This window comes from Streptomyces sp. NPDC060027, from assembly GCF_042737005.1.
Classification (GTDB): Bacteria; Actinomycetota; Actinomycetes; order Streptomycetales; family Streptomycetaceae; genus Streptomyces.
On sequence record NZ_JBHWVI010000193.1, the window covers coordinates 1 to 17,151 of the forward strand.

General features: G+C 68.9%; 13 protein-coding genes and 1 pseudogene. 10 read left to right on the top strand and 4 right to left on the bottom strand.

Features of this window, described 5'->3' with window-relative positions; all coding sequences use genetic code 11:
* Positions 1-1,000, top strand: a 1,000-nt coding sequence (locus ACFWBT_RS33375) for an RNA-guided endonuclease InsQ/TnpB family protein (RefSeq protein WP_385706721.1), incomplete at its 5' end; no start/stop codon positions are given.
* A 30-nt stretch (positions 1,001-1,030) separates the two neighbouring features.
* Here the strand turns inward: ACFWBT_RS33375 and ACFWBT_RS33380 are convergent.
* On the bottom strand, positions 1,031-1,621 hold the full coding sequence (locus ACFWBT_RS33380) for a TetR/AcrR family transcriptional regulator (RefSeq protein WP_385706722.1): 591 nt from the start codon (positions 1,619-1,621) through the stop codon (positions 1,031-1,033).
* Between the two features lie 202 nt (positions 1,622-1,823).
* Here ACFWBT_RS33380 and ACFWBT_RS33385 point away from each other — a divergent pair, with 202 nt between their 5' ends.
* Complete coding sequence (locus ACFWBT_RS33385) at positions 1,824-5,045, top strand: cytochrome P450 (RefSeq protein WP_385706723.1); 3,222 nt, start codon at positions 1,824-1,826, stop codon at positions 5,043-5,045.
* Positions 5,046-5,205: 160 nt separating this feature from the next.
* Positions 5,206-6,252, top strand: coding sequence for a zinc-binding dehydrogenase (locus ACFWBT_RS33390; protein ID WP_385706724.1), 1,047 nt, complete (start codon positions 5,206-5,208; stop codon positions 6,250-6,252).
* A gap of 336 nt (positions 6,253-6,588) precedes the next feature.
* Here ACFWBT_RS33390 and ACFWBT_RS33395 read toward each other — a convergent pair whose 3' ends face one another.
* Positions 6,589-7,245: a TetR/AcrR family transcriptional regulator gene (locus tag ACFWBT_RS33395; RefSeq protein ID WP_385706725.1), complete on the bottom strand. Its 657-nt coding sequence runs from the start codon at positions 7,243-7,245 to the stop codon at positions 6,589-6,591.
* A gap of 136 nt (positions 7,246-7,381) precedes the next feature.
* On the opposite strand from ACFWBT_RS33395, the gene ACFWBT_RS33400 reads away from it, so the two are divergent.
* From ACFWBT_RS33400 to ACFWBT_RS33425, 6 genes are all read left to right on the top strand, one after another.
* Complete coding sequence (locus ACFWBT_RS33400) at positions 7,382-8,527, top strand: VOC family protein (RefSeq protein WP_385706726.1); 1,146 nt, start codon at positions 7,382-7,384, stop codon at positions 8,525-8,527.
* Complete coding sequence (locus tag ACFWBT_RS33405) at positions 8,524-9,498, top strand: fumarylacetoacetate hydrolase family protein (protein WP_385706727.1); 975 nt, start codon at positions 8,524-8,526, stop codon at positions 9,496-9,498. Before ACFWBT_RS33400 ends, ACFWBT_RS33405 begins: the two co-directional genes overlap by 4 nt.
* Positions 9,495-11,114 carry a bifunctional 3-(3-hydroxy-phenyl)propionate/3-hydroxycinnamic acid hydroxylase gene (locus ACFWBT_RS33410; protein WP_385706728.1) on the top strand — a complete coding sequence of 540 codons (1,620 nt, stop codon included), beginning with the start codon at positions 9,495-9,497 and terminating at the stop codon, positions 11,112-11,114. Before ACFWBT_RS33405 ends, ACFWBT_RS33410 begins: the two co-directional genes overlap by 4 nt.
* Positions 11,115-11,129: 15 nt before the next feature.
* Complete coding sequence (locus ACFWBT_RS33415; protein ID WP_385706729.1) at positions 11,130-13,148, top strand: acetoacetate--CoA ligase; 2,019 nt, start codon at positions 11,130-11,132, stop codon at positions 13,146-13,148.
* A 151-nt stretch (positions 13,149-13,299) separates the two neighbouring features.
* A complete protein-coding gene (locus ACFWBT_RS33420; RefSeq protein WP_385706730.1) occupies positions 13,300-13,926 on the top strand; it encodes a malonic semialdehyde reductase in 627 nt (208 codons plus the stop codon).
* Between the two features lie 450 nt (positions 13,927-14,376).
* Positions 14,377-14,883, top strand: coding sequence for a hypothetical protein (locus ACFWBT_RS33425; RefSeq protein WP_385706731.1), 507 nt, complete (start codon positions 14,377-14,379; stop codon positions 14,881-14,883).
* 12 nt (positions 14,884-14,895) lie between these two features.
* Here ACFWBT_RS33425 and ACFWBT_RS33430 read toward each other — a convergent pair.
* Positions 14,896-15,084 (bottom strand): annotated as a pseudogene (locus ACFWBT_RS33430) (transposase); the annotation flags it as partial.
* A gap of 380 nt (positions 15,085-15,464) precedes the next feature.
* Positions 15,465-16,562, bottom strand: a complete 1,098-nt coding sequence (locus tag ACFWBT_RS33435; protein ID WP_385706732.1) for a GNAT family N-acetyltransferase — start codon at positions 16,560-16,562, stop codon at positions 15,465-15,467.
* Between the two features lie 31 nt (positions 16,563-16,593).
* On the opposite strand from ACFWBT_RS33435, the gene ACFWBT_RS33440 reads away from it, so the two are divergent.
* Positions 16,594-17,061, top strand: a complete 468-nt coding sequence (locus ACFWBT_RS33440; RefSeq protein WP_385706733.1) for a MarR family winged helix-turn-helix transcriptional regulator — start codon at positions 16,594-16,596, stop codon at positions 17,059-17,061.
* The last annotated feature ends 90 nt before the right edge of the window (positions 17,062-17,151 follow it).

Here is a 17,151-nt window from a genome sequence, read left to right on the forward strand (position 1 = left end):
GACCGAGGAACTGGCGTACCTGAACGAGGTGTCGTCGGTTCCGTTGCAGCAGGCTTTGCGGCACCTGCAGGTGGCGTTCACCAACTTCTTCGGCAAGCGGGCGAAGTACCCGCGGTTCAAGTCCCGGAAGAAGTCGCGGAAGTCCGCCGAGTACACCAGCAGCGGGTTCCGTTTCCGGGACGGCCGACTGACGCTCGCGAAGATGCGTGAGCCGCTGGACATCGTCTGGTCCAGGCCGCTGCCCGCCGGCGTGTCCCCCTCGACGGTGACCGTCTCGCAGGACGCGGCCGGACGCTGGTTCGTCTCGATGCTGTGCGACGATCCGTCCGTCCAGCCCCTGCCTGCCACGGACACGGCCGTGGGTCTCGACGTCGGCCTGACCCACCTGCTGACCCTGTCGACCGGCGAGAAGATCACCAACCCGAGGCACGAACGCCGCGACCGCGCCACCCTCGCCAAAGCGCAGCGCCGACTGGCGAAGAAGGCCAGAGGCGACGGCGCGAACCGGGCCAAAGCCCGCCGCAAGGTCGCGAAGATCCATGCCAGGATCGCCGACCGCCGCCGCGACACCCTGCACAAGCTGACCACTCGACTCGTGCGTGAGAACCAAACGCTCGTGATCGAGGACCTGACCGTCCGCAACATGGTCAAGAACCGGAGCCTGGCCCGGGCCGTCTCGGACGCGGCATGGGCGGACTTGCGGAGCCTGCTGGAGTACAAAGCCCAGTGGTACGGACGCGAGGTGATCGCCGTCGACCGGTGGTTCCCCTCCTCCAAGCTGTGCTCCGCCTGCGGCACCCTCCGGGAGCGGATGCCGTTGCATGTCCGTACCTGGACGTGTGACTGCGGCACGATCCACGACCGGGACGTGAACGCGGCGAAGAACCTGCTGGCCGCCGGACTGGCGGTGACAGCCTGTGGAGCTGGCGTAAGACCTCAACGGAGCACTCCGGGCGGGCAGTCGGCGACGAAGCAGGAAACCCCACGGCGCGAGCCGTAGGAATCCCCCTCCTTCAGGAGGGGGAGGAAGTCAAGAGCTGTCACTGCTGTCCCGGCCGATACGTTCGGAGGTGAGCCGACTGTCCAGTCCCGCGATGATCATCTCCAGCGCCAGGCGGAACATTCGGCTGTCATCGGGGCCTGTATCCGCACGCCCGCCATCGCCATCGCCGGTCGGCAGGAGAGCCGACCACTGGTGAAGCGCCCCGTTGACTTCGGCGATCAGCACGCCGAGCACGGCGGCGCAGACGGGAGCAGCCACCTGCGGGGTCTCTGCCTCCGGCACACCCGCGTCCTCCAGCACGGCGGTGAGTCCGAGCCAGAAGGGGTCTTCGGGCTGGATGAAGTCCGGTCGCGCGAACGAGTAGGTCATGAGCTCGGGATGGCGGTGCGCCAGCGTACGGAAGTCTTCGGCTAGTTGGCGGATGCGGTCCTGCCAGGCAGCGTCTTCCCGGGTCGCGGTGCGGAACTGGGCGCCGACCGTGCGCGCCACGCCCTGCAGCACGGCGTCCTTGTTCGGCACGTGGTGGTACAGCGACATCGGGTTCGCGTTCAGCGCGGTCGCGAGTTTGCGCATGGTCAGGGCCTCGACTCCGTCGGCGTCGATGAGCCGCAGTGCCATGTCGTAGATGCCGTCCTTCGTGAGCGGCACGTCCCTCTTCCTCGTCCCCCGGGAAGCGCTTCTTGGAGTTTCCATACGTTGTATGGTACCACTGAAAGCAGTTTCCATACAGTGTATGGAAACTGGGTCCCCCCTACTCGTCCGGGCTCCCCCCATAGAACAGCCCCTGCTCGCCGCCTCTCTCCGCACGAAGGAGCACGTCATGACCACGCAGCCCGAGACCGCCCTGCGTCCCATCCGGTCCCCGCGCGGGATCCCCCTGCTCGGTCACACGCCGCAGATTCCCAGCACCAACCCGGTCGACTACTTCGGCAAGCTGGCCAAGCAGTTCCCCGAGGGCATCTACGGCATGGACATCGCCGGCATCGAGCAGGTCTTCGTCTATGACCCGGACCTGGTGGCCGAGGTCTGTGACGAGACGCGGTTCTTCAAGCAGATCGACAAGACGCCGCTGGCCCATGTCCGGGACTACGCGGGGGCGGCCCTGTTCACGGCTCATCAGCACGAAGAGGAATGGGGCATGGCGCACCGGGTCCTGATGCCGGCCTTCAGCCAGCGGGCCATGAAGGCCTATTACGGGCAGATGCTGGAGATCGCCCAGAACCTGGTGGGCAAGTGGGAGCGCAGGGAGGGCAAGGCGGTCAACATCACCGATGACTACACCCGGCTGACCCTGGACACGATCGCCCTGTCGGGATTCGGCTACCAGTTCAACTCCTTCGACAAGGAGGAGCTGCACCCCTTCCTCAACGCGCTTCTGGAGGCTCTGATCGAGTCGCTGAGGCGCTCGCAGGAGCTGCCGATGATGACCAAGATGCGCAAGGCGGACGACAGGAAGTACCGGGGGAACATCCAGCTGATGCAGGACCTGGTCGAGAGCGTGATCAAGGAGCGTCGCGAGGGGAAGGGCACCGGTGGGGATGACCTGCTGGGCCTGATGCTGGAGGCCACCGACCCGGAGACCGGCAAGCGGCTGGACGACGACAACGTCCGTGACCAGGTGCTGACGTTCCTGATCGCCGGTCACGAGACCACGAGTGGTCTGCTGTCGTTCGCCACGTACTCGCTGATGCGCAACCCGCACGTGCTGGCCCAGGCCTACGCCGAGGTGGACCGGCTGCTGCCGGGCGACACGGTTCCGGACTACGACACGATCATGAAGATGGATGTGATCCCGCGGATCCTGGAGGAGACCCTGCGCCTGTGGGCTCCCATCCCGATGATCGGCAAGTCCCCGCTGGAGGAAACCGTCCTCGGTGGCCGTTACGAGCTGAAGAAGGGAGCGCGGGTCAACATCCTCGAGGGCCCGCTGCACACCCACCCCAAGGCGTGGGACCGGCCCGACGAGTTCGACATCAACCGGTGGCTGCCGGAGAACCGCGCCCAACACCACCCGCATGCCTACAAGCCGTTCGGCAACGGCGTGCGTGCCTGCATCGGCCGGCAGTTCGCGCTCACCGAGGCCCGTCTGGCCCTCGCGCTGGTGCTGCAGAACTTCAAGTTCGCCGACACCACCGACTACCAGATGGATGTCAAGGAGGCGCTGACGCGCAAGCCCGGCGGCTTCGAACTGAAGGTGCGGACCCGTCAGGAGCACGAGCGGACCGTCTTCGGCGCCGCGGACCTGCAGACCGACGACACGCAGGCGCAGGCCACGGTCAGCGGTGTCGGGCTGAACCTGACCGTCGCCTACGGCTCCAGCCTCGGTTCGTGCGAGGACCTGGCTCGCACCATCGCCGACCGCAGCGAGCGCTCCGGGTTCGGCACCACCCTGGTCGGCCTGGACGAGCTGGGCGACAACCTGCCCACCGAGGGCCTGCTCGTGGTCGTCGCCTCCAGCTACAACGGCAAGGCGCCCGACAACGCGCAGTACTTCGACGACCTGCTCGCCGCCGGACTCCCGGCGGGCTCGCTGAAGGACGTGCGGTTCGCGCTGCTGGGTGCCGGCAACACCCAGTGGGTGGCCACCTACCAGGGCTTCCCCAAGCGGATCGAGGCAGGCCTGCTAGCCGCCGGCGCCACCCCCCTCATCGAGCGCGGTGTCGCGGACGCGGCCGGTGACTTCGACGGCATGGCCTCCCGCTGGATGGACACCCTGTGGGCCACCCTGGCCGAGGAGTACGCCGCCGACACCTCCCAGGCCGGCGGCCCGCGCTACCAGGTCCAGCTGCTCACCGAGGCGGACGTGCGCCCCGCGATCGTCTCCGAGCAGGCCTACCCCCTCACGGTGGTGGCCAACGAGGAACTCGTGGCCGACGCCACCGGGCTGTGGGACTTCAGCCTTGAGCCGCCGCGTCCGTCCGCGAAGTCCATCACCATCGAGCTCCCCGAGGGTGTCACCTACGACACCGGCAACCACCTGGCCGTCTTCGCCAAGAACGAGCCGGCCCTGGTCGACCGTGCCCTGGCTGGACTCGGCGTCGACCGCGACCAAGTGCTGCGCCTGGCCCTGCCGGCCGGCGGCCGTACCCACCTGCCGGTGGGTACGCCGGTCACCGCCGGCCTGCTGCTCACCGAGTTCGTGGAGCTGCAGGACGTGGCCACCCGCTCTCAGATCCAGACGCTGGCCGAGTACACCCAGTGTCCGTGGACCCGGCCGCAGCTGCAGTCCTACACGGCCGACACCACCGAAGCCCAGGAGCGCTACCAGAGCGAGATCCTCGGCAAGCGGGTCTCGGTGCTGGGCCTGCTGGAGCGCTTCCCTGCGGTCGAGCTGCCGCTGGCGGTGTTCCTGGACTTGATGGGCCCGATCCGCCCGCGGTTCTACTCCATCTCCTCCGCCCCGCTGGCCAACCCGCGCCACGTGCGCCTGACCGTGGGCCTGCTGGAGGGCCCGGCTCTGTCCGGCGACGGCCAGTACCGCGGCACCTGCTCCTCCTACATCGGAGACCTCGAACCCGGAGACGTCTTCTACGGCTACGTGCGCGTGCCCTCCCCGACCTTCGCCCCGCCGGCCGACCCGGCCACGCCGTTGGTCCTCATCGGCCCTGGCACCGGCATCGCGCCGCTGCGCGGATTCCTGGAGGAGCGCGCCACGCAGCAGGAGAACGGCATCACGGTGGGCCTGTCCCAGGTCTTCGTCGGCTGCCGCCACCCCGAGCACGACTACTTCTACAAGCAGGAGATGCAGGCCTGGGAGCAGGCCGGGATCGCCCAGGTGCACACCGCCTTCTCCGCGGTGACCGGCCACCCCGCCCGGTTCGTGCAGAACGCCATCGCCGACGCCGCCGACACGGTGGGGCAGGCCATCGAAGACGGCGCGTACATCTACGTCTGCGGCGACGGCCGCCGCATGGCCCCCGCCGTCCGCGAGGCCCTCGCGGCCATCTACCGCGAGCGGACCGGCGCCGACGACGAGGCCGCCCAGCAGTGGCTCGCCCAGCTCGAGGCCGACGAGCGCTACCAGCAGGACGTCTTCGCCTGACCGCCCCACGCCGGAAGACGTGTGCCCCCGCCCCCGGGAGGCGTGCGGCCGCTCCGTCCCGTTCACTTCGCACGCCTCCCGGCCACCACAAGCCCGCCAGACACACGGCACCCCTCGGTCCGAACCGGGAGGGAGTGCCGCTCACAGAAAGCAGATCCCCATGGACACCATGCTCGCCGGACGCTTCCACCTGGACAGCAAGAAGTTCGTCGTGGAGGAGGTCCCCGTCCCCTTGCCCGGCCCGGGCGAGGTCCTCATCGAGATCAAGGCCGCCGGCGTCTGCCTCTCCGACGTCCACCTCATCGACGGCTCACTCGTCCCGCTGTTCGCCACCTCCGACGTGATCACCGTCGGCCACGAGATGTCCGGGGTGATCCACACGCTCGGCCCCGACCTCAAGCGCGACCTGCCCGTCGGCACCCGCGTCACCCTGGAGGCCGGCAAGACCTGCGGTCAGTGCGCCGGCTGCGTACGCCACCGCCCGTGCACCCAGATGCTCACCGCCGGCATCGACTACGACGGCGGCTGGGCCCAGTACGCCGTCGCCCGCGAGGACACTCTCATCCCCATCCCCGACAGCCTCCCCTTCGATCAGGCCGCCATCATCCCCGACGCGGTCTCCACCCCCTACGCCGCCGTCGTCTCCACCGCCGGCGTACGCCCTGCCCAGTCCGTCGGCGTGTGGGGCGTGGGCGGAGTCGGCGCACACAACGTGCGCCTCGCCCGCCTGGTAGGCGCCGCGCCGATCATCGCCGTCGACCCGCTGCCCAGCGCCCGCGAGCGTGCCCTTGCCTTCGGCGCGGACTACGCCCTGGACCCAGCCGCCCCGGACTTCGCAGACCAGGTCCGCGCGGCCACCGCCGGGAAGGGCCTGGACTTCGCCTTCGACTGCGCCGGCGTGCCCGCCGTCCGCGAGCAAGCCGCCTCCGTGCTCGGCCTGGGCGGCTCCCTGATCCTGGTCGGCATCAGCCCCAGGCCGCTCACCATCACCGAGGGCCTGACCTTCAACTACCTTCAGAAGCAGGTGCGCGGCCACTACGGCGGCTTCCCCGAGTCCGTATCGGAGCTGGTCCAGCTGGCTGCGGCCGGCCGGCTCGACCTTGCCCCGTCCATCACGGACCACATCCCGCTTGCCGACGCCGCCGACGCGGTCAACCGTCTCGAGAACAAGATCGGCGATCCGATCCGCCTCATCCTCGTCCCCTGACGCCTGTCAGCAGGACAACAATCCACCTCGGGCAGGGGTGAGTGGGCGCCGGTGCTTGAGGGAGCACCGGCGCCCACAGTTTCCGGCAGCCAGAACCCCGGCCCCCGAAGAGGCCCGTCGCGGCCCTGCAACGTGGCCGGTATGCAGGCGTGTTCGCGAGGCATCTCGTCTGTCCTCGCCCAGGCGCTGGAAGCACTGATGCCGGCCCTCGCCGAGGAGAACACGGGGACACCTGGACGGGATCCCACGGGTGAGGCGGCTGCGACCGTGTTCCTCGTCGGCCGACGGCGTACAGCACAGTCCGCTGCGCTCCAGGTCTGAGCCGTTTCGCTTGGGTCAGAGGAGCGTTGACGGTCCGTCGAGTCCGGGCAGCGGGCGCCGGGTGACCTCGTGCGCATCGTCCGCGGCAAGGCCGAGCATGCGCAGGACCATCTCGGCCAGATCGGAGGCCGCCTCGTCGCCATCGAGGTCGGGACAGGCCAGCCTCAGCGCCACCAGGGACAGCAGAGTCCCGCCCAGAGCGGTCAGGGCCGTGGTCGGGTCGGTGCCGGTGAAGCGGCCCGAGATGATGCCCCGCTCCAGATCGCGGCGCGCTCGCGGGGACAGGCCGCTCTCGGAGTGGATGTGGGCCAGGCCGCGATCGCGCAGGATCCGCATGAGTTCGGGGTGGGAGTCGGCCATCCGGGCGGTGAGCCGGAAACCCGCCGCGACGAGCTCGGCGGGATCCTCGATCCCCTCCACCCGCGCGTCGATGACCTGGCCGAACTCCTCCAGCGCGTCCGCTACGGCAGCGTCGAACAGTTCCGTCTTGGACTCGAAGTGGTTGTAGAAGGAGCCGAAACCGACGTCCGCGCGTTCGGCGATGGCCTGGATGCTGGCGCTGGTGTCACCGGTCTCCGCGAGGATCTGCCGGGCCGCACGGACGAACGCCTGACGGGTCTCGGCGCGGCGTCGTTCGAAGCGGTTCCTGGGCGGGGCTGACGACGTCGACATAGGGCGAGTGTAACAACCGTCACGATGAGTCCGCCATTACTGATGAAAGCATCAATCTTTTCAGCCTGGGCTATTGACGATGGTTCCCACAGAGTTGATGATTTCCTCATTACAGCAGTGTTGCTTGGAGGACACCATGTCCCGCACCCCCGTTAACCAGGCCGCTCCCCAGACGCCCCACCAAGACCTCCACAGTGAGCAGGGCTCCTTGCGCGGTGAGCATCCGGGACGGTCCCGGAATCCCGTGATCAAGGCGGCCGACCTGGCCTGGCTGGAGTTCGAGAAGCCCGACCTGAACCGGGCCGAGGTCTTCGCACGTGACTTCGGCTTCGCGATCGCAGCCCGCACCGAGGACGAGCTGTGGCTGCGCGGCACCTTCGCCGGCTCGCCCTGCATGGTGATCCGGCGTGGGCGTGTGTCGCGCTTCATCGGGCCGGCGTTCCGCGCGGCCGAGCGCGCCGACCTGGACCGGTTGGCCCGCGCCACCGGCAGTACCGTCCGGGACATCGGCGTACCCGGAGGCGGGCAGTCGGTCGCCCTGCTCGATCCCTCGGGCCTGCCGGTCCGGGTCGTGCACTGCGCCGAGCACCTGCCCGCGCTGCCCGAGCAGGAGACGCTGCTGCTCAACTTCGGTACCGGTCACCGTCGTACGAACGTCACCCAGCGTCCGCCCCGCGAGCCGTCCCGCATCCAGCGGCTGGGCCATGTGGTGCTGGAGACCCGGGTGTTCTCCCGCACCTTGGACTGGTACCTGGACACGCTGGGCCTGATCGTGTCCGACTTCCTGTTCCTGGACGGGCAGCGCGATCGCGGTCCGACGATGGCGTTCATCCGCTGCGACCAGGGGAGCGTGGCCGTCGATCACCACACGCTGGCCCTGCACCTGGGGCCCGGGACCGGCTACGTCCACTCGGCTTACCAGGTCACCGACCTCGACGCGATCGGGGCCGGCGGGGAGTACTTGGCCGAGCGCGGCTACCAGCGCAGCTGGGGCATCGGCCGGCACATCCAGGGCAGCCAGCTGTTCGACTACTGGCGCGACCCCGATCACTTCATGCTGGAGCACTTCGCCGACGGTGACCTGTTCTCCTGCGACCTGGAGCCGGGCTGGGCGCCGATGTCGGGGAGCGGCCTGGCCCAGTGGGGCCCGCCGGTCACCCGTGACTTCCTGGGCGCGAGCCCGTCCCCCGCCAAGCTGCGTGAGGTCGTGGCGGCCCTGCGTGGCGACAACGAACTGGACCCCGCCCGCCTGCTGGGCCTGATGAAAGCGATGAGCTCATGAGCACCAACGTTCTGCGCACCACTGGGGGCACCTCCCGCTCGAGCGGAGCCGAGAGTGGGGGAGGCTGGTGGGTCGTCCGGGACGAGCGCGCCGTCCGCATCAAGACCAAGGCGGTCACCACCGCCGAACTGCTGGCCGACCGCGACGCGGTCCGCGAGGCCGCCGCCTCCGCCGAGAACGGCACGCCCGTCGCTGACCTGGTGGTGCTGCCTCCGGTCACCACCCCGTGCAGGGTGGTCGCCCAGATGGTCAATTACCGGAGTCACGCCAAGGACTCGGGCTTCACCGGCGACATCCCGGCCACCTTCTTCCGTAAGGCGTCCGGCTCGGTCAGCGGACCGCACGAGAAGATCGTGCGCCCCGCGCACGTGAAGTTCCTCGACTACGAGGTGGAACTCGGCCTCGTCATGGGCGCGACCCTGCCGGTGGGCACCGTCGTCGAGGAGCAGGACCTGCCGCGCTACGTCGCCGGGCTTGTCCTGACCAACGACGTCAGCGCCCGCGACGTCCAGCTGACCAAGACCCAGTTCTACGAGAGCAAGTCCTACCCCACCTTCACGCCGACGGGGCCGTACCTGGCCCTGCTGGAGCCCGAGGACTTCGCCCACCTGCTGAACCTGCGGCTGCGGCTGTCGGTCAACGGTGTCTCGCGCCAGGACCGCACGCTGGCCGACATGATCGTCCGGCCCGCAGAGGCGCTCACCCTGCTCGCCCGCTTCCAGACCCTCGACCCGGGCGACCTGCTGCTGACCGGCACTCCCGGCGGTACGGCCCTGAAGGCTCCGCCCAAGCCGGCCGAGAAGATCGCAGCTCTGCTGCCGCCCGCACTGAAGTGGAAGGCTTTCTTCAAGGGCCAGGCCAAGAACCCTCGCTACTTGCGCAACGGTGACCTCATCACCGCCACGATCGCCACCCCCGACGGGCAGATCGACCTCGGCGAGCAGCACACCCCCGTCACGGACGCACCGTGAAGGCCTCATCCCGCAGGCCGGTGGTCATCATCGGTGGGGGACCCGTCGGGGTCACCGCCGCCCTCCTGCTCGCCCGGCAGGGAGTGCCCAGCCTGATCCTCGAACGCCATCGGGACATCTACCCCCTGCCGCGCGCCGTCGTCGTTGACGACGAGATCCGCCGGATCCTGCAGAGCATCGGCGTCCACGAGGAATTCGCCGCCCTCGCCCGCCCGGCGCCCGGGCTGCGGCTGCTGGACGCCCGGCACCGCGTGATCACCGAGTTCCCGCGGTCCCTGGACGGACTCCACGGCTTCCCGCAGCTGAGCATGTTCAACCAGCCCGAGCTGGAACGCCTGCTGCGTGACGCCTTGGCGCGCCGTCCGGAGTGCGAGTTGTGGAGCGGGGTGGAGGTCGTGTCCGTCTCAGAGTCCGTCGCAGGGGACACCGACGGACCGAACGACTCGACGGCCCCCGTCCGGGTCGCCTTCCGGCGCGACGGCAGCGACGAGGAGGAGTACCTGTGGGCCGATGCCGTCCTCGGCTGCGACGGTGCGGGCAGTCTCACCCGTGACGCCATCGGCACCGAGTGGGAGGACCTGCACTTCCAGGAGAGCTGGCGCGTCATCGACGTACGCACCAGCCGTTCGGTGCGTACCTGGGAAGGCGCCGAGCAGATCTGCTGCCCGACCCGGCCGGCCACCTTCATGCGCATCAGTGAGGACCGTTACCGCTGGGAGTTCCGGCTGGCCGACGACCAGAACCTGGACGGTCCGGACGGATGGGAGCGCCTGCGCGTGCTGGTCGCCCCCTGGGTGGACCTGCCGGCCTCGCAGTGCGACGACTTCGAGGTGATCCGGCAGGCGCAGTACACCTTCCAGGCCCGTCTCGCCGACCGGTGGCGCAGGGGGCGTCTCTTCCTGCTGGGCGACGCCGCCCACCTCACTCCGCCCTTCGTCGGACAGGGTCTGTGCTCCGGCCTGCGCGACGCCAACAACCTCACCTGGAAACTCGCCCGCGTCCTCCAACAAGGCGCACCGGAGAAGCTGCTGGACACCTACGAACGCGAGCGCAAGCCACACGCCCGCCATGTGATCCGGATCGCGGTCGCCGTCGGCTGGGCCATGACCGGCGGGCAGGACCGCGCTGCGGCGTTCCGCCGGGCCGTGGTGGGCGCGGTCTGCCGCATCCCCGGCGTGACCGAGGCGGTGAGCCGTGACCTCAGCCCCGCCCTGCCCGCCGGCCCACTCGTACGGCGCCGCCCCAGGCTGACCCGCCGCATGCTGGCAGGCACTTTCTGCCCGCAGCCCTGGGTACGGCACGACGGCAGGCAAGTGCGCCTCGACGACGTCCTCGGAGACTCCTTCGCCGTCCTGACCGCTGTGCCGCCCACGGTGCAGATGACGGCCGTGGCCACGGCACTGGGCGCCCCGACGATCCACGTCGACGAACTGGGCGACGACGGCACCCTGGCCCGCTGGCTGGCACGCGGCCGTGCCGACGCCGTCCTGCTGCGCCCTGACCGCGTCGTGACGGACACCGTCCCGGTCGGCGCCGGCGACTTCACGGACACCGCCGCCTGGGCCCCCCTGCTGCACACGGCCCGTCGTACCGCCGGCGCCCTGCCCGCCCCCTGACTGGAGCACCTCACCATGACCAGCCCGCACCTTGTGCCGTATACGGAACCGTTCTTCACTCCCGACCCGAAGTCGGCCGCCCTCAGCCGCATAGCGGACTTCGCCCGATGGGCAGCCCGGCACGGAGGCGCTGAAGGGATCCAGGACCCCACGGACTACCGAGCCCTGCACCAGTGGTCCGTCACCGACCTCGAAGGGTTCTGGGCCGCGGTGTGGGAGTACTTCGACATCGACGCGACGACCGGGTACGAACGGGTGCTGGCCGAGGAGACCATGCCCGGCGCCCGCTGGTTCCCCGGCGCCACCCTCAACTACGCCCACCACGCGCTGCGCAACCTGCAGCCGGACGCTCCCGCCATCACCGCGCTGGACGAGACCGGAGCCTGCTACGAGATCACGGGCCGGGAACTGCGCACCCGGGTCGCCTCCGTCGCAGCCACCCTGCGCGACCTGGGCGTCGGACAGGGCGACCGGGTGGTGGGTTACCTGCCCAACACCCCCCACGCTGTCATCGCCTTCCTCGCTGCGGCCAGTCTGGGCGCGGTGTGGTCGGTGTGCGGCCAGGACTACTCACCCAAGGCCGTCGGCGACCGTTTCGCCCAGCTCGAACCCACGGTGCTCATCACCGCTGACGGCTATCTCTTCAACGGCACCACTCACGACCGCCGCGCCGCCTCGTTCGAACTCGCCACCGCCCTGCCGACGCTGAAGGCCACGGTGCGCGTGGAGCACGTCGGCCTTGCCTGGCCCGAGGGCGGGCACCCGGGGCTGGCGGTGTCCTGGGAGGACGCGGCCACTCGCACTGAGGACCTCTCTCTTGCCCCGGTGCCGTTCGACCACCCTCTGTGGGTGGTGTTCTCCTCCGGCACCACCGGCCTGCCCAAAGGCATCGTCCACGGCCACGGCGGCGTCCTGCTCGAACACCTCAAGATGCTCGGCCTGCACACCGATCTAGGCACCGGGGACCGCCTGCTGTGGTACACCACCACCCACTGGATGATGTGGAACCTGCTCGTCTCCACCCTGCTGACCGGTGCCACCACCTGCACCTACGACGGCAGCCCGGCACCGCAGGCACGTCCGGACGTCCTGTGGGAGCTGGCGGCCCGTCACAAGGTCACCGTCTTCGGCACCAGTCCTCAGTACCTGCTGGCCATGGCCAAACTGGGCATCGAAACCTCAGTGCACGACCTGTCGGCCATCCGCGTCGTCGGCTGCACCGGCTCCGCCCTGCCCGCCACCGCCTACCCCTGGGTCCGCGACCATGTGGGCGCAGGCGTCCAGCTGGCCTCCACCAGCGGCGGCACGGACATCGTCTCCGGCTTCGCCGGCAGCGCCTCCACGACCCCCGTCTGGGCGGGGGAGCTGTCCGCCCCCTGCCTGGGCGTGGCGCTGGCCGCCTACGACGACCAGGCAACGCCGGTCCTCGACCGTGTCGGCGAACTGGTCGTCACCCGCCCCATGCCGTCCATGCCGCTGTACTTCTGGAACGACCCCGACGGCAGCCGCTACCGCGACGCCTACTTCGGCGCCTACCCCGGTGTATGGCAGCACGGCGACTGGATCACGCTCACCTCGCGCGGCTCGGTGATCGTCCACGGCCGCTCCGACGCCACCCTCAACCGCAACGGCGTGCGCCTGGGCAGTGCCGACATCCACGACGTCGTCGAACGTCTCCCCGAGATCACCGAGGCCCTCGTCATCGGCGCGGAGGAACCGGACGGCGGCTACTGGATGCCCCTCTTCGTCGTCCTTGCCGACGGGGTCGGCCTGGACGACGCACTGCGCGAGAAGATCCGCGACGCGATCCGCGCGGGCGCCTCACCCCGCCATGTCCCCGACGAGATCCTCGCCGTACCGGCCCTCCCACACACGAAGACCGGCAAGAAACTCGAGGTTCCCGTCAAGCGCCTGCTCCAGGGTGCCCCCGCCGAGCAGGTCCTGAATCCCTCGGCGGTCGACAACCCCGATCTGATCGCCTACTTCACCCACCTGGGCGCGGAGCGGAACAAGCGGTCAGCAGACCACACATGACGACGGCGCGGGGGCCACAGGCCCACGTGACAGTCCGGCCCTTGTGCCCCGGGCGGCTCCACAAACCCCGTCCCCACCGCGTGGTGTGCCGGGGTGGTCAACCCGCCTCGGCACACCACACCATCCGCACAACCGAAGTAAGAGAGAGAACATGAGCACGACTGACCGCGAACCGCAGCAGACCCTCGATGTCCTTGACGACGCCGGGCGAAAGGTGCTGTTCACCGAGGCCCGCACCGCGAACGCCTTTGCCGCAAGGGCTGTTGCCGACGATGAACTCGCCATGATCTGGGAACTCGCCCGCTGGTCGCCGAGCGCCGCCAACGGTCAGCCTCTGCGGGTGCTCTTCGTACGCACCCGCGCGGGCAAGGAGCGACTCGGCCGGCATCTCGACGAGGGCAACAGGGCCAAGACGCTCAGCGCGCCGGCCGTGGCGATCCTGGCGTACGACGTCGACTTCCACGAGCAGATGCCGACAGTCTTCCCGGCCCGCGGGGACATGCTGCGAGCGGCGTTCGCCGACCAGAACGAGAAGCGCGAGGGCATCGCGGCCTACAACTCGGCACTGCAAACCGGGGTCTTCCTACTCGCGGTGCGCGCAGCGGGGCTCGCGGCCGGTCCCATGGCGGGCTTCGACCGGGCCGGTGTGGACGAGGAGTTCTTCGCCGGTACCAGCTGGCGTTCGCATCTCGTGGTCAACATCGGCCACCCCGGTGCCGACCCGTGGTTCCCGCGGCTGCCCCGCGTGCCCGTGGAGGACGCCGTCGCTTGGGCCTGATGGCCGCCGCCTGAGCGCACGGGATCGGGATCCGAAGTCCGAGCTCGACCGGGCGCGCGAAGCCCGCCTCGTGGCCGAAGAGGTCAGCGGCCGCATCCTCGCCAAGTTCGGCCCCGACGCGATCCGCCCTGCCACCACGCTCCTCCGCGTCTCCTGAGCCCGCTCGAACGGGGAGGAGCTTGGCCCCCAGGTAAAGGCATGCCACTTCACGCCCCAGACGTATCCGTCGAGGTCGACGCCGGATTCGTGGTCGATGAGCCGGTCATCCAAAGAGACCCGCTACGTTTCCGCCGGCACTGACGTCTCGCACCGCGCCTCAACGCAGTACCTGAAGAGGTAGCGCAGGTGGGACGGCGTGATGCCGGTACGGGGATCAGCCGTCGCGTAGACGGGGACCTCGTGATCGCGCATCTTTGACCCCAGGAGGGGCGCCTCTGGCAAGATCACGTCATGTTCGATTTCGGCATCGCGGGCTACCAGCCAACATGGTTGGACGGCCGTAGTGACGTCGTGCAGGAGCATGGGCATCGGCTGCGTGGTCTTGCTGGCCGGACGCTCACGAGAGTCTGGATGGTCTGGGACCTCAAGGATGACGAGTGGTTCTGCGACTGCCCGGTGCTGTTCGACTTCGATGGCCAGCAGGTCGAGATCAACCATCAAAAGCTGGGCGATCTGTCCCTGACGTGGAACATGATCGACCCCACCTGTCCAGTCCGGTGGCCCGGCTTCGACCTGCAGTGGCACCCGGAACCTTTTCCCGGGCTGCAGGCTCTGCGGGAGCTGCCACTCAAGGCGGCCGAACTTCTCGAATGGACGGGCGGGGACGTCGCTCAGGGAAACGTCGACATCAGCTTCGCCTTCGAGACGGGGCGCGTGACTGTCTTCAATGCACTCGACGAGAACGGGGTGAGCTTTGACCCTCCCGGTCCGAGTCAGCGATCCCACCCGTTCCATTGACGCACTCGGAGTTCAGGTATCGCGCCACTTCGGGGTGGATTCCCTGGTCAGCCGGCGGCTTATCAGGTCGACCATCGCCAGCTTGATCGGGCTTCGGAGCGGTGGGAGTGGGTCTCGTAGTCGCGGGCGAGGGCGGCGGTGGTTCATGAGCCAGCCGAAGGTCCGCTCGACGACCCAGCGCCGCGGAACACCTTGAAACCCTTATGGGCGCGCGCATCTCCTCCACGGTGCCACTGTCGAGGAGCGCGTCCGCCTCCCGGATCACGCGCTTGCCGCTGTCGGGGTCGGCGAGGATGCGGGATATCGCCTCCCTCAGGTCGTCCGCACTCATCTCGTCGTAGGGCGAGCTGGCCGTCGCGACGGTGGCTGCGGGGGTGATGGAGGCGGCCATGGACGGTGTAGCGAGTAACAGCGCCGGGGCAACAGCGCCTGCGGCCACAGCAAGAATCACGCGAGTCGGTCTCATGAGGTCAACCAGCTTTGTCATCTTCAAGGATCGCGGTGCTGCGATCTTCCCAAGAAGGGATGGGCTGGCGCAGTACTTTGATCAAGAAGCCTTCGCCTCTCAAACGATCGAGTCCCTACCGAACCTGGAACGGTTCAACCTGTAGCTGTCGGGTCAAGTCTTTGGTGAGGCAGACGGTCCCGTCACCGCTGCCGGATGAAGCCGACTCGTATCCCTCGCTCCGGTAGAGGTCGATGTTCCGCCGACTGCGAGCGCCCGTGGACAGCACGATGCGACGGCAATGCGGCTCGACTGCGGCTTCGGCAGTACGCAACAGCCAACGACCCAGACCCTGACCTCGCAGGTCGGGTACGACGCCGAGCCGGCCCACGTGCCAGTCCGTGCCGGTGCGGCGGGCCCGCACCATGCCCAGGAGCCGGCCGTCGCGCCATAGGCCGGTGGAATGCCAGGTCGCCAGCCACTCGCGCACCTGCTCCGGCGACTCGTGCAGAGCGGGGACGGCCAGGGTGTCGTTGGCGAGGGCCTCATCCAGCCAACAGCACCGCTGCAGCACGGTGACCTCTGACGTGTCATCGGGGACCAGTCGCCTCGTGTAGGAGCCCGGCAACGGACCGGGCGGTAGTCCCGGTCGTACCCGCTCGCGCATCGGCCGCAGAGCGTGGGCAAGCCGGACCAGCTCGTCCAGGACGCCGACCGCTGCCCCGACGAGAGCGGCGTCCGGGTGGACTCGCTCCTCCTTCACCGCGTCACTGATGCGCATCGCGACCGTGGAACCCAACGGCACAAGACGCAACGTGGTCACTACCTGCTTGGCGTGCTGGACCGACCGCGTGCCGGCCGAGGTGTTTCCGTAGCTGACGAAGCCGATCGGCTTCCACGCCCACTCGCGGCCGAGGTAGTCGAGCGCGTTCTTCAAGGTCGCGGGCATCCCGTAGTTGTACTCGGGCGTCACCACGATGAAGCCGTCGGCGGCGTCCACCATCGCGCTCCACCGTTGCGTGTGCTCGTGTCGGTAAACACCCGAAGACGGGTGTTCCTCCTCGTCGAGAAACGGCAGACCAAGGTCACCGAGGGCTATAGGCGCAAGCTCGACACCGAGGTCCACGGCACGAGGCCCGATCGTCTCGGTCAGCCACGTCCCGACCGCCGGGCCGAGGGCGCCGGGGCGAGTGCTGCAGATGACCACGAGGACACGCACCGTTTTCGTTGACATGGAAACGAAGATTAGGCGGTAGATTGATTACATGTCAAAGAAATTGTCGGCCGCGACTGCGCGCTGGCTGAACCCGGACGAGGAGCGAGCGTGGCGGGCCTTCCGCCGCATGATGATCGCCGTGCAGACAGGCACAGCGCGTGACCTGACCGCAGCCGGACTCTCCGAACCCGACTACGAAGTCCTCAGCACGCTGTCGGAGCGCCCCGACCACACCAGCACCCTGCGTGAACAGGCAACCAAGATGGGATGGTCCCGCAGCCGTCTCTCCCGGCACGCCACCCGGATGGAAGCGCGCGGCCTCATGCGACGTGCACCCGACCCGGCCGATGGCAGAAGCTGCTTCCTCATTCTCACGGACCACGGTCTGGACACACTCGAGAATGCCGCCCCAGCGCATGTCGCTTCGGTACGACGCCACTTCATCGACCGGCTTGCGCCTGACGATCTCACCGCTCTCGAACACATCGCCCTGAAGCTGGAGGGCTTCGAGGACTGAACCCGGCCATCACTCACTGAGCTGGCTCTCGATGATCGTGTGCATCCATGGGCTGCGCACGGCCGGCAGCCGGACCAGGGTGTGTTGCTG

Excerpts from the sequence above, each read along its gene's own strand:
- ACFWBT_RS33380 (WP_385706722.1), bottom strand. The coding sequence starts at position 1,621 with ATGGCACTGCGGCTCATCGACGCCGACGGAGTCGAGGCCCTGACCATG.
- ACFWBT_RS33435 (WP_385706732.1), bottom strand. The coding sequence starts at position 16,562 with ATGTCAACGAAAACGGTGCGTGTCCTCGTGGTCATCTGCAGCACTCGC.
- ACFWBT_RS33395 (WP_385706725.1), bottom strand. The coding sequence starts at position 7,245 with ATGTCGACGTCGTCAGCCCCGCCCAGGAACCGCTTCGAACGACGCCGC.
- ACFWBT_RS33405 (WP_385706727.1), top strand. The coding sequence starts at position 8,524 with ATGAGCACCAACGTTCTGCGCACCACTGGGGGCACCTCCCGCTCGAGC.
- ACFWBT_RS33420 (WP_385706730.1), top strand. The coding sequence starts at position 13,300 with ATGAGCACGACTGACCGCGAACCGCAGCAGACCCTCGATGTCCTTGAC.
- ACFWBT_RS33415 (WP_385706729.1), top strand. The coding sequence starts at position 11,130 with ATGACCAGCCCGCACCTTGTGCCGTATACGGAACCGTTCTTCACTCCC.
- ACFWBT_RS33385 (WP_385706723.1), top strand. The coding sequence starts at position 1,824 with ATGACCACGCAGCCCGAGACCGCCCTGCGTCCCATCCGGTCCCCGCGC.
- ACFWBT_RS33390 (WP_385706724.1), top strand. The coding sequence starts at position 5,206 with ATGGACACCATGCTCGCCGGACGCTTCCACCTGGACAGCAAGAAGTTC.
- ACFWBT_RS33440 (WP_385706733.1), top strand. The coding sequence starts at position 16,594 with ATGTCAAAGAAATTGTCGGCCGCGACTGCGCGCTGGCTGAACCCGGAC.
- ACFWBT_RS33425 (WP_385706731.1), top strand. The coding sequence starts at position 14,377 with ATGTTCGATTTCGGCATCGCGGGCTACCAGCCAACATGGTTGGACGGC.
- ACFWBT_RS33400 (WP_385706726.1), top strand. The coding sequence starts at position 7,382 with ATGTCCCGCACCCCCGTTAACCAGGCCGCTCCCCAGACGCCCCACCAA.